Origin of the sequence: Edaphosphingomonas haloaromaticamans, assembly GCF_001853345.1 — a bacterium.
Lineage (GTDB): Bacteria > Pseudomonadota > Alphaproteobacteria > Sphingomonadales > Sphingomonadaceae > Sphingomonas_E > Sphingomonas_E fennica.
The window spans coordinates 3,338,103-3,349,475 of record NZ_MIPT01000001.1 but is presented as its reverse complement, the minus strand read 5'-3'; the positions used below and the strand labels follow the sequence as shown (position 1 = coordinate 3,349,475).

Annotated in this window: 15 protein-coding genes; 8 read left to right on the top strand and 7 right to left on the bottom strand. The window is 69.4% G+C overall.

The genetic code is table 11. From position 1 onward, the window contains the following. Positions 1-3 precede the first annotated feature (3 nt). The 4 genes from BHE75_RS15515 to BHE75_RS15500 all read left to right on the top strand — a co-directional run bounded on the left by BHE75_RS15515 (position 4) and on the right by BHE75_RS15500 (position 3,282). A complete protein-coding gene (locus tag BHE75_RS15515) occupies positions 4-834 on the top strand; it encodes an acyl-CoA thioesterase (protein WP_070934403.1) in 831 nt (276 codons plus the stop codon). A gap of 107 nt (positions 835-941) precedes the next feature. After that, positions 942-1,373, top strand: coding sequence for a nuclear transport factor 2 family protein (locus BHE75_RS15510; RefSeq protein ID WP_015457681.1), 432 nt, complete (start codon positions 942-944; stop codon positions 1,371-1,373). A gap of 8 nt (positions 1,374-1,381) precedes the next feature. After that, positions 1,382-2,236 carry a helix-turn-helix domain-containing protein gene (locus tag BHE75_RS15505; protein WP_070934402.1) on the top strand — a complete coding sequence of 285 codons (855 nt, stop codon included), beginning with the start codon at positions 1,382-1,384 and terminating at the stop codon, positions 2,234-2,236. A 65-nt stretch (positions 2,237-2,301) separates the two neighbouring features. Further along, on the top strand, positions 2,302-3,282 hold the full coding sequence (locus BHE75_RS15500; protein ID WP_139181742.1) for an SDR family NAD(P)-dependent oxidoreductase: 981 nt from the start codon (positions 2,302-2,304) through the stop codon (positions 3,280-3,282). Positions 3,283-3,651: 369 nt separating this feature from the next. Here the strand turns inward: BHE75_RS15500 and BHE75_RS15495 are convergent, their stop codons facing one another. Then, positions 3,652-3,858, bottom strand: coding sequence for a cold-shock protein (locus BHE75_RS15495; protein WP_015457678.1), 207 nt, complete (start codon positions 3,856-3,858; stop codon positions 3,652-3,654). Positions 3,859-3,972: 114 nt separating this feature from the next. Further along, on the bottom strand, positions 3,973-4,614 hold the full coding sequence (locus BHE75_RS15490; protein WP_070934401.1) for a hypothetical protein: 642 nt from the start codon (positions 4,612-4,614) through the stop codon (positions 3,973-3,975). Between the two features lie 183 nt (positions 4,615-4,797). Between BHE75_RS15490 and BHE75_RS24555 the strand changes: the two genes are divergently transcribed. Together BHE75_RS24555 and BHE75_RS15485 are read left to right on the top strand one after the other, a co-directional pair. Beyond that, positions 4,798-4,968, top strand: a complete 171-nt coding sequence (locus tag BHE75_RS24555) for a hypothetical protein (protein ID WP_170112628.1) — start codon at positions 4,798-4,800, stop codon at positions 4,966-4,968. Next, entirely contained in the window at positions 4,965-5,171 is a 207-nt protein-coding gene (locus BHE75_RS15485; protein WP_144061986.1) for a hypothetical protein, read from the top strand. The genes BHE75_RS24555 and BHE75_RS15485 overlap by 4 nt, the downstream gene beginning before the upstream one ends. 20 nt (positions 5,172-5,191) lie before the next feature. On the opposite strand, the gene BHE75_RS15480 is transcribed toward BHE75_RS15485, so the two are convergent. From BHE75_RS15480 to BHE75_RS15470, 3 genes are all read right to left on the bottom strand, one after another. Beyond that, positions 5,192-5,809: a YbjN domain-containing protein gene (locus tag BHE75_RS15480; protein ID WP_015457675.1), complete on the bottom strand. Its 618-nt coding sequence runs from the start codon at positions 5,807-5,809 to the stop codon at positions 5,192-5,194. A 115-nt stretch (positions 5,810-5,924) separates the two neighbouring features. Continuing rightward, positions 5,925-6,542 (bottom strand): TetR/AcrR family transcriptional regulator, encoded by a 618-nt coding sequence (locus BHE75_RS15475; RefSeq protein WP_070934400.1) that lies wholly within the window; start codon positions 6,540-6,542, stop codon positions 5,925-5,927. Between the two features lie 60 nt (positions 6,543-6,602). Beyond that, on the bottom strand, positions 6,603-7,760 hold the full coding sequence (locus BHE75_RS15470; protein ID WP_070934399.1) for an LLM class flavin-dependent oxidoreductase: 1,158 nt from the start codon (positions 7,758-7,760) through the stop codon (positions 6,603-6,605). 153 nt (positions 7,761-7,913) lie between these two features. Here BHE75_RS15470 and BHE75_RS15465 point away from each other — a divergent pair, with 153 nt between their 5' ends. Further along, on the top strand, positions 7,914-8,948 hold the full coding sequence (locus tag BHE75_RS15465) for a zinc-dependent alcohol dehydrogenase (RefSeq protein WP_070934398.1): 1,035 nt from the start codon (positions 7,914-7,916) through the stop codon (positions 8,946-8,948). Then, complete coding sequence (locus BHE75_RS15460) at positions 8,945-10,195, top strand: MFS transporter (RefSeq protein WP_070934397.1); 1,251 nt, start codon at positions 8,945-8,947, stop codon at positions 10,193-10,195. The genes BHE75_RS15465 and BHE75_RS15460 overlap by 4 nt, the downstream gene beginning before the upstream one ends. Before the next feature lie 181 nt (positions 10,196-10,376). On the opposite strand, the gene BHE75_RS15455 is transcribed toward BHE75_RS15460, so the two are convergent. Both BHE75_RS15455 and BHE75_RS15450 read right to left on the bottom strand, forming a co-directional pair. After that, positions 10,377-11,102 carry an SDR family NAD(P)-dependent oxidoreductase gene (locus BHE75_RS15455; protein ID WP_070934396.1) on the bottom strand — a complete coding sequence of 242 codons (726 nt, stop codon included), beginning with the start codon at positions 11,100-11,102 and terminating at the stop codon, positions 10,377-10,379. Positions 11,103-11,107: 5 nt separating this feature from the next. Beyond that, the coding region (locus tag BHE75_RS15450) for an SDR family oxidoreductase (protein ID WP_139181847.1) at positions 11,108-11,373 on the bottom strand (266 nt) is incomplete at its 5' end.

The window sequence follows — 11,373 nt, the reverse complement described above, 5'->3', positions numbered from 1 at the left end:
GCGATGGCCGGCTTCTTCACCCTCGTGCCCGGCGACGGCCCCCGGCGCTGGCGGCTGGCGATCGATCCGTGGCTGACGGTGGGGCCGCCCGAAACCTCCTTCATGTTCGGCGGCGTCGGGCTGGGGGCGACGGTGGAGGCGGCCGAGCGGACCACCGGCCGCGCCGTGGTGTGGGCGAGCGCGCAATATCTCGCTTATGCGCCGCGCGACACGGAGGTGGAGTTCCACGTCGTGCCGATGGTGGAGGGCCATTATACCAGCCAGGCGCAGGTGATGGCCGAAGGCCGGGACGGCCAGGTGCTGCGCGCCGGCCTTTCGCTGGGCGCCCGGCCCGATGCGCCGCGCGTGCAGTTCGTGAAGCCGGCGCGCGTGCCCCGGCCGGAGGATTGCCCGCGCATGCCGCTGCGCTGGGGCTATGCGCCCGACGACATGTATTCGCGCCTCGACGTGCGCATCGCCAAGGGTTGGGATGCCGCGGTCGAGGAGGCGGGGCATCTCGTCTTCTGGATCAGGCCCGCCGGCGCGGCGGCGGATGCGGCGATCGACCGGCCGATGCTGGCGATCATGGCCGATTTCGTGCCGGCTTCGATCGGCAACGCCCTGTCAGACGGCACCGCCGATTTCGGCGCCAATAGCCTGGATAACGGCATCCGCTTCCTCCAGATCGTGCCGACCGGCTGGGTGCAGTGCGAGATCCGCGTCCACGGCGCCGCCGACGGCTTCGGCCATGGCGAGATGCTGCTGTTCGCCGAGGACGGCACGCTGATGGCGACGGCGAGCCAGTCGGTGATCCTGCGCGGGCTGATGCATCCGCGCGATCCGCGCGGGCGGTGAAGCGATTGCCCGGATCCGTCAGCCTCCATGGCTGACGCGGGCCGGAAAGGGACGGCACAAGAATGACGATCCCGGCACGACCGGGACGCACAGGACAGGAGAGCATGATGGCCGAAGCCAGTTCCAGCGATTTCATCCAGGCGCCGACCGAGGGGCCGGGCCCCGATCATATCCGCAACGTGATGCGCACCTATGGCGAGCGGATGGGCGCCGCCGATCTGCCGGGCGTGCTGGCGCTGTTCCACCCGGACGCGGTGATCGAAGACCCGATCGGCACCGGCGAGAAGCACGGCCATGCCGGGATCGGCGCCTTCTTCCAGGCGGGATTCGATGCGATGCAGGGCGGCATATTGCTGACGCTGGATGGCGCGGTGCGCGTGGTTGGACGTTATGGCGCGGCCGCCTATATTGCCAGGCCGGTAAACTATCCCGTCAAGGTCGAGATCGAGACGCTGGACGTGATGGAATTCGACGATGACGGGCTGATCGTGCGGATGACCGCCTATTGGGGCGAGACCAACCGCAAGGTCGTCGACTGAGGAGAGCGATGGCGGTGGACGCCGACTGGAAGATCGCAGCCCATGCGGACACGGCGACCGCCGCGATCGACCTGTGCCGCATCCACTGGCCGACGCCCTTCGAGCTGACATTGTGCGAGGCGGCGCCGACGATCAGCCTGAACCTCGCGCCGCCGCACGGCCACAAGGAAGGGCGCTACGCCGCGCCGCGCGCCGATTTCCTGCCGATGGGCGACATATTGTTCCATCCCGCCGGGACCCGGCTGGAAACGCGCGGGCTGGGCGGCGACCAGAGCTTCCTGCGCGTGATGTTCCGGGATCGCGCGCCCGGCGGCGGCGAGGGGCCGGACCTGGATATCGATCCCGCCGATCCGCATGTGCAGCGCGCCCTGTTGGACGTGCGCCAGCCCGAGGTGGCGGGCGCGATGCGCCGCATCGCCGACGAGCTGGCGCGGCCGGGCATGGCGAGCGCCTTCCTGCTCGATGGCCTGACGACGCTGCTGGCGGTGGACCTGGCGCGCGGCCTCGGCCGGCTGAGCGAGGAGGATGAACCGGCGCGCGGCGGGCTGGCGGGCTGGCAGCTCAACCGCGTGCGCGAGCGCATCGCCGAGGCGGATATCCAGCCGCCGACGGTGAGCGAGCTTGCCACGCTGGTGCGATTGAGCCCGCGCCACCTTTCGCGCGCATGGCGGGCCTCGACCGGCACCACCCTGTCCGATGCGGTGGAGGATGCGCGGCAGGCCCGCGCCGAGGCGATGATCCGCGCCGGCGACCGGCAGCTCAAGGAGATCGCCTATCTGCTGGGCTTTTCCAGCCCGAGCAGCTTTTCCACCGCCTTCCGCCGCCGCACCGGCATGTCGCCGCAGGAATTCGCGCGGCGATAGCCTGCCGATCCTGATCCCGGCCGCCGCGCCTTTTTCAAGAGATCACATAGCAGGGAGAGCATGGGATGGCGGATCTGGCGGGGCGCGTCGCGCTGGTGACGGGCGGCGGCGATGGCGTGGGGCGGGGGATCGTGAACCGGCTGGCGGCGGCCGGTGCGGCCGTGGTGATCGCGGAATTCGATGCCGAAAAGGGCCGCGCGGCCGAGGCGGAGGTGCGCGCCGCCGGCGGGACGGCCGCGTTCGTCCGCTGCGACGTGACCTGCCGGGAGGAAATGGAGGGCGTGGCGGAGGCGATCGGCCGCTTCGGCGGCATCCACATCCTCGTCAACAACGCCTATCGCGGCGGCGTGCCGGACCGCATCGAAAATCTCGACGACGATCGCTTCCGCGCCTCGCTGGACATCAACCTGATGGCGGCGAAGTGGTCGATGACGGCGGCCTATCCCGCCATGCGCGAACAGGGTTGGGGCCGGATCGTCAACGTCGCGTCGCTGAACGGCGTGAACGCCCATATGGGCACGGCCGATTACAATGTCGGCAAGGAAGCGCTCCGTGCGCTGACGCGGTCGGCGGCGCGGGAATGGGCGCCCTTCGGCATCTGCGCGAACATCATCTGCCCGGCGGCGATCTCGTCCGCCTTCCGCCAGTTCGCGCAATATCAGCCGGAGGTCGCCGCCGGGGCCGCGCGCGCCAACCCGATGCACCGCATGGGCGATCCCGAACGGGACATCGGCGGCGTCGTGCTGTTCCTGGCGGGGGAGGATGCCCGCTATCTGACGGGCAACACGCTGTTCGTGGACGGCGGCGCCCATATCAGGCGGCGCCCATATCAACGGCGTCGCCTGGGTCCCCGACATCTTCGCCGGGGATTGATCCGGCAGGCGGCCGGGGCGGCCTCTCCCCGGCGTCAGCCGAGGATATCGGCGACGATCCGACGCAGTTCGCGCCGGCTGAGATGGGCCGACTTGCGGGCCGCCATCCGGGGATGTTCCATCGGGAATGCGGGCGCCATCGGCTGGTTGCCGGCCGGAATGGCCGACGGGTGAATCATATCGGATTGCATAAATTCCTGGGCGCGGATCGTCCGCGCAAATTGTTCGATTGGGGGAAGGCGGCGACGGTTTCGCCGCATCATGGGTGCGCCTGCGGGCGCATGGGGCGGCGATCGGGGGATCGCGCGCGGGCGGGCCGGTCGCGGCGATGCCGCTTTCCGTCCGCCATCCCGGCGTCGACCGGGCCAGCCTTGCGGCCGGTTGCCGGTCGTCCATCGGGAAGGGCCGGTCCCCATCCGGTCTGAACCGGATCGGGACCAGCCTGTCCTTCATCGCTCCGCGATTTGCGGGCCGGCGGGTTGATCCGTCCGGCCCGAAATCACGCAGCGTCCGTCAAGGCCGGCGGATCGCTCCGCCCGGCGTTCAGGCCGGCTGGAGGTTGACGGCCGACTGCTTGCCGCGCCGGTCGGTTTCCAGCTCGTAGCTCAGCCGCTGGTCCTTGTTGAGCGTCGCCATGCCGGCGCGCTCGACCGCGGTGATGTGGACGAAGCTGTCGCCCGAGCCGTCCTCGGGGGCGATGAAGCCATAGCCCTTGTCGGCGTTGAAGAATTTTACGGTGCCGATCGGCATGATGTTTTCCTTTCGCGAAAACACAGTGATCCCACCGGCGACATGCCGGCGGAGCCAGGTAGCGAGATAAGGAAGAATCAGCCTCTCGGGCTTCAAGTTCCGTCGCAGGCGACGTTAGCAGGACTGCATATAGGCCAAATCGGCGTCCATATCAACCAAGGCCCCCGGCCGGCCGGAACTTGCCGCCACCAGATCCATGGCCAGACGATCGTAGAAGGCGGAAATCCAGACGAGGTTGGCGGGCGTGACGACCAGCCTTTCGCCGATCGCGATGCTTCTGCCGAGGCCGCCGGCATGTTCCCCGCAGGGCCAGCCCACCGTCATCGTCCCGCCATGCCGGCTGTCGCTGCGCGTGACGATGCCGTCGCAATAGAACAGGCAATCGCGGGACCGGCCGATCGCGCGCAGGCGATCATGATCCGGGCTGGGCCGGCCCATGGCGGTATGGAGGGCGCGCAGCTTGTTGGGGGTGTTGCGCTGCCGGGCGAGGCTGCCGGTGTCGACGTGGCGCGGCGGCAGGGCGCCCGCCACCTCGTCGATCAGCACGCTCAGGAACCGGTCCAGCTCGCGCAGGCCGTTGCCGATCACCTTATGGTCGCAGCGGCCCGCCACGCCCACCGAACCGGGAGGCAAGGAAACCGGGCTCCGCCCGCCGCGGCCCTTCGCCGTGCGCAGCCCGTCCCCGAAGAAGGCCGCGCCGCGCCTCAGGGTCGCCAGGGCCGATGTCAGGCGTGAACTCTGGCTGTCGATGAACAAGCTACCCCCAGGCCCCGCGAAAGCGGGCATCGCCACGGCCCTGCCGCAACGCCCCTCGCCCCTACGCGGATTCGCGTCTTACCCCCAAAGGGTATATCAGGGATCATCGCCGGCCCGAGTCCCAGCAGGCATCCGACGACTGAGAGACAAATGCGCGCTCCCGCTTGCCCGAGGAGTCGCATCATGACCGTCCCGAGCCTGTCGGACTATCTGCTTTCGCGTGAGAAAATCTCGATCACGGCCGCCCGCGACGCTACCCATTCCAGCGCCCGCATCGCCCATGAACAGCTTGCCGCCGCCTATCATGCCCGCCGCATGGCCGAGGCCCCGTCGCCGCCGCGCAAGCAAGATTGACGCTCATGACCTGCCGGATCGACTATCGGGCCTGGGCCTCGCGCGCGGCGCGGGAAGCCCTGGCCGCCGCCCATCACGAAACGCGGATGCGGTGCAGGAACAGCGCGGCCGCCTGGGGTTCGATCGCCGACGCGATCGATGCCGGGGATAGTTGCAGGGTGGAACGCCTGACCAACAATCTCCGCTTTCTGGAGATCGGCTAGGTTTCCGGCGGCGAGGCGATTCAGCCCGTGCCGCCATGCTCCGTGGCGCTGAAATCGCGGCGGGTGTCCGGCTTGGTGGGTTCGAGGGCCTTGGTGCCCTTATCCTCCACGAAGCCCCGGAAATCGCCGACCAGCGTGGTCCACCAGTCGAAGCTGTCGAGGAAGTTCGCCGCGCTGACCCCGCCGACCAGCGAGATATAATAATCGAGGACGAGATCGTCGTCGGCGTCGATCGCGGCGCGGGCCATGCGATAGCCTTCGTTCCACTCGTTCACCGCCTTGGCATCCAGCGTGGGCGGGCGGGTCAGCCAGGCGAGGAAGCGGATGCCGCGGCAGCCCTTGGCGCCCTCGCACTCGGTGAAGTTCACGGTGAAGCTCACCCCGCCGGCGGCGCTGTCGATATAGCGCTGCCCGTCCTCCCGCGTGCGGATGCGCGCCTTGTATCCCGCATCCTGCAGGACGGCGGTGAAGCCGTCGATATCGTCGCCGTGCAGCACGGCGGGGGCCGCGCCGGGATTTTCGGGAAGCCGCGCCGTGGCCGCCGCCGGAGATGCCGCCGCCGTCATCGCCGTGATGCCGGCAAGCGCCAGCGCCAGAGCAGTCGCGCTCCCGTGGGGAAAGCTGCGTTTCGCCTTCATGCCGGCCCTCTCCTATGGCCTTTTTTGGCAGAATGGACGAGTTGGCGATGGCGTCAAGATGGCCGCGACGGCGCGGTGCGGAAGGGCGGCGCGGCGGGGCCTTGGGGCGGGCGGTTCAGGCCGGCGCTTTTGCCACGCCTTTCAGCACGATATCGGCGATCGCATCCGCGGTGGACGCGCCCGGCGCCTCGGTGCTGACGAGCAGGCGGAACAGCGTGGTGCCGACGGCGATGTCGAACAGGGCGTCGGCATCCACCTCCTCGCGCACCAGATCCAGCGCCTTGCCGCGCGCGACGATGGAGCGGAGCTGGGCGCGGGCATCGGATTCGAGCGGGCTGTGCAGCTCCTCCCGGAGCGAGGGCTCGCGCTGGTAGGATACGATCATGCCGATCGCCGCCGCGCCGATGGCGGGTTCGGCATAGCGATCGTAAAGCTGGCGCACGAGGGCGCGGATCTCCGCCTCCACGCCCTGCTCGGCGATCACGTCGGGCAACCGCCCCTCGCCGCCATTGGCGATCTCGCTGGTGAGGTGCGCCTTGCTCGCCCAGCGGCGGTAGATGGAGACGCGGGAGATGCCGGTCGCCTGGGCCACTGCCTCGATGCTGAGCGCGTCGAAGCCGCGCGTGGCCAGGATGTGGCGCGCGGCCGCCAGGATCGCGGCATCCGTTTCCGGGTTGCGCGGACGGCCGCGGCGGGGCCGGCCGGGATCGGCGACGGGGGAGGGCTGGCTCATCCGCCGCTCCCTATCGCCGCCGCCCGGCCGCCGCCACCTCGGCGCCGGTCCGGCCGGCGCTCAGGCCGCCTCGCCGGCGGTTTCGGCCGCATGCTGGGCGAACGCCTTCTGGTTGGCGGTCATGATCGTCTCGATGAAGTCGTCGCGCTTCTCGCGGCACCAGTCGAAGCTCCTGACCCGCGCCTGATTGTCGCCGTTGATTTCCGGCAGGACGTAGCGGGCGAACATCTCCAGCGACCGGCGGAGATGGTGCGGCGCGGACCAGTTCTTCTCCAGCAGCAGCAGGCAGCCGAAATCGGGCACCTTCTCCTCCAGCCGGCGGATCTGGGCGATGGCATCGTCCGGCGTGCCGACGACGATCTCCTGCCGCTCGATCAGGTCCTCCAGCGTCAGGTGCGCGGGCGAATCGGGAAGCTGCTCGGACTGGTTCTTGATATATTGCAGATAGCGTTCGTAACCGGCGCGGACCTGGTCCATCGCCTTGTCGCGGGTTTCGGCGATATGCATCTCCGTCGCGCAGCGGAGGCGCGAGGGGGACATGGTGCGGCCCAGCTTCGCCGAGCTTTCCTGCGCGATCTGCCAGTTGATCGATAGCGCGTCGAAGCCCTGATACATGGTGGAGGCGAGGCAGAGCATGCCCGCATCATATTTGGCGGCGAGCTTGCCGCCATTGGGCGAGAAGGTGCTCGCCACGCACAGCTCGAGGTCGCGATTATAGGGGAGAAGCTGGCAATGCGCGTCGCGCAGGTCATACCAGCTCGACTTTTCCGTCACCCATTCGCCGGCCAGCAGGCGGGTGACGACGCTCAGCCCCTCGTCCAGCTTGCGGCGCGAGTCGGTGGCGTCGAGGCCCAGCATGTGCGCGTCCGACACCAGCAGGCCAGGGCCGGCGCCGAAGATCAGGCGGCCGAAGCTCAGATGATCGAGCTGGGCGATGCGGTTCGCCGTCATCAGCGGGTTGTGATAGGGCAGCGATACCACGCCGGTGCCCAGGCGGATGCGCTTGGTGCGCTGGGCGGCGGCGGCGATCATCAGCTCGGGCGAGGCCGAAAGCTCGTAGCCGCCGCTATGGTGCTCGCCATACCAGAATTCGTCGAAGCCGAGATTCTCGACATCCACCGCAAGCTGGAGGTCGCGTTCCAGCGCCAGCGTGGGATTTTCGTCCAGCGGATGGAAGGGCGCCAGGAAAATCCCCGCCCGCAGCTTCACCTTGCGCATCTCTCGTCCCCTCGATGATTCCTTTTGGTTCCTGTGGACGATATTAATTACGTTACACACTGTAAATATAATTTGCCGGCATGATCGGGATGTGAAAATCTGCCGGTCGGAGGAAGGCCGCCCGCAGAAGGCGGCGAGGGATGGAGAGAGCCCTTGAAGGCAGCCGATTTCACCGCGCCCGGCCATATCGGGATACGGAGCGACGCGACCCCGCCCATGCCCGCGCCGGGCGAAGTGATCGTCGCGGTGGAGGCATGCGGCATCTGCGGATCGGATCTGCACATGTATCGCAACGACAGCTATCGCGACCGGCTGACCCGGCGGACGCCCGAAGGCTATACGGTGCCGGGCCACGAATTCGCCGGCCGCATCGCGGCGCTGGGCGAGGGCGTCGAGGGCTGGCGGCTCGACCAGCGCGTGGTGGGCGTGACGGGGCTGGGCGGCGGCATGGCCGATCGGGTGGCGGTGCCGGCCAATCCCTATCAGCTCGTCGCCATGCCGGACGGCGTGAGCTTCGCCGAGGCCGCGACCACCGAGCCCATGGCCGATGGCCTGCAGATGGTGCGCAAGGCGGCGATCCGCGATGGCGAGAATGTCGCGGTGTTCGGCGTCGGCATCATCGGGCTGGGCGTGATCCAGGCGATCCGCGCGCGCGGCGTTCCGGTGGGGCGGATCGTCGCCATCGACGTGCAGCAGGCGCGGCTGGACAAGGCGCTGGAAATCGGCGCGACCGATATCGTCAACCCGCGCGACGGCGACGTTTTCGCCCAGGTCGCGGCGGTCTGCGGCACCGAGGAGGGGTATCGCGGCATTTCCGCCAATATCGGCGTGGTGTTCGACTGCGCCGGCTATATCGCCCACATGGCCGGCCCGCCGCCTCTGGAGACGGCGCTGCGCCTGATCGCGCTCCGGGACGGGCGGATCATCTGTTTCGGCGGATTCGAAGGGGCGATGACCATCGACATGGGGCCGATCATCCAGAAGGAGCCGGCGATCCTGGGATCGAACGGCTATGCGCCCGAGGAGCTGGTGGAGGCGCTGGAGCTGATGCGCAGCGGCGCCGTCGATCGCCGCACGCTGATATCGCACCGCCTGCCGCTGTCCGCGATCGGCGAGGCGTTCGAAACGCAGTGCCGGCCGGATGCGGTGAAGGTGATGCTGGAGATCGGGCCGGAGGCGGCGGCGTGAGCGGGCCGGCCCCGCATTTTTCCGGCGGGCGGATGGTGGCGATCGCCTTCATCGCCCAGAATCTGGCGGTGGGGCCGACTTATGGCGCCTTCGGGCCGCTGCTCCACGAGTTCGAACGCACCTACGGCATGTCGCGGGCGATGGTCTCGCTGCCCTTGTCGCTGGTGGTGCTGGCGGGCGGGCTGATGGCGCCGATCATCGGCGCGCTGATCGGCCGGCTCACCATCCGCTACACGCTGATGCTGGGGGCGGTCCTGCTCGCCGCCGGCTATGTCGCGCTGGCGCTCGCGCCCTCGGGCATCGCCGTGCTGGCGATTTACGGGCTGATGATCGGGCCGGGCATCGCCATGATGGGGATGCTGCCCAACGCCACCCTCGTCACCAACTGGTATGCCGAACGGCAGGGGGTGATGCTGGGCATCGTCAACATGCCGCTGATGGTGATGGCGGTGCCGCTCGCCACCGCCTGGGCGCTGCCTTATCTGGGCCTGAAGGGCGTGCTGATCGCGCTGGCGGCGTTGCACGCCGCGATCCTGCCGCTGCTGTGGCTGGTGATCGACCGGCCGGAAGCGATCGGCGAGCGCCCTTATGGCGCGGACGGGCCGATCGCCGCCGCGCAGGCCGCCGCCGCCCGGCCGGTGCCGATGCTGTCGCTGCTGGCGATGCCGGTATTCCTGCTGACGGTGGTGGGATCGGGCCTCGCGGTGGGCGCGGGCGTGACGAAGATGGTCCACCTCGTCCCCCTCGTCACCGAACGGGGCTGGACGCTGGAGCAGGCGGCGCTGCTTTCGGCCATATCCGGCGGCACGGGCATCGCCGGATCGCTGCTGTTCGGCTGGCTGGCCGATCGCTTCGGCGGCGGCGCGGCGCTGATCCTGAACTGCGTGGTGCAGGCGGCAGTGTGGATGATCCTGATCCTGCCGGTGGGCTATGGCGTGCTGATCCTCGACGCGGTCGTCATCGGCATGTGCGGCGGCGGTTTCATCACCGCCAAGTCGGTGCTGGTGAACCATCTGTTCGGCCGCGCCGCCTTCGCCCGCGTCATGGGCCTGTCCGGCCTGCTCACCGTGCCCTTCCTGTTCGGCATGGCGCCGCTGGCCGGCTGGCTGCGCGACGTGACGGGCAATTACGGCCTCGCCGTGGGCGCGCACATGGCAGGCTTCGCGATCGCCGCGGCCTGCTTCGCGCTCGCCGCCTTCGCCATCGGCCGCGAGCGGCGCGGGGCGGGGGCGGCGGAGGCCGTTTGAGGGGCGGGCAACGTCCTTTCGTCGGGGCACCCCCTTCGCGCTGGTCGATGCGGAGATCGCCCGTCCGGCGCGCCCTGGCCCCAAAAACCTCGTCATTCCCGCGAAGGCGGGAATGACGAAGAAGGGAACGAGGGGCCGCCGCCATCACCCGCGCTTGCGCTTGCGGCCCCGGTTCCGCCCCTCACGCCTCCGCGATCATATAGCCGCCGCTGGCGATCAGGCATTCGCCGGTGATGAAGGCGGCGGCCGGGCTGGCGAGGAACAGGACCGGCCCCGCAATGTCCTGCGGATCGCCCCAGCGGCCGAGCGCCATGCGGGCGGCGGTGGCGGGGCCGTAGGCGGGGTCGTCCGCATAGCGTTCCGTCATCGGCGTGCGCACCGGGCCGGGGGCGACGGCGTTGATGCGGATGCGCCCGCCCCAGCCCTGCGCCAGCGATTTCGTCAGCAGCAGCAGCCCGGCCTTCGCCGCGCTGTAGCCGGGGAAGATCGAATTGCCGAACACCGCCATCATCGATGCGATCGATACCACCGCGCCGCCGCCGGGCATGTCGCTCGCCTCCAGCAACGGGGCAAGGCCGGTGGTGAGGCGATGGACGCCGGTGAGGTTGGTCTGGACGGCGGCGGCGAAATCCTCCGGGTGGCCGGTGGCGCCGGCATTGTTGACGAGGATGTCGAGCCGGTCGATCGAGGCGATCAGCGCATCGGTGCTGGCGGCATCGCCCAGCAGGAAGCGGCGATATTCGCCGGGCGGCGGATCGGCATAATCGCCGGCCGAAGGGCGGGTGCCGGTGGCGATCACCTCGGCCCCCGCATCGGCGAAGGCCCGCGCGATCGCCGCGCCGATGCCGCTGGTGGCGCCGGTCACGAGCACGCGCCGGCAGGAAAAGTCGAAGCTGACGGCCGCCATCGCCCTTACCCCGCCGTCTGCCCGGCATCGACCGGCAGCGCGATGCCGGTGATCTTGCGCGCGTCGTCGGATGCGAGGAAGGCGACGGCGGCCGCCACGTCCTCCGGCTCGCACAGATCGCCCAGCTTGGGCGAATTGCGCATCACCAGCGCCATGTCGACGCCGTCGGGCAGGGCGACGCTGCCGTGCATCGCCGTCTTCACGCCGGTCGGGCAGATGGCGTTCACGCGCACGCCGGCGGCGGCGAATTCGATCGCCAGCGATTTGGTGA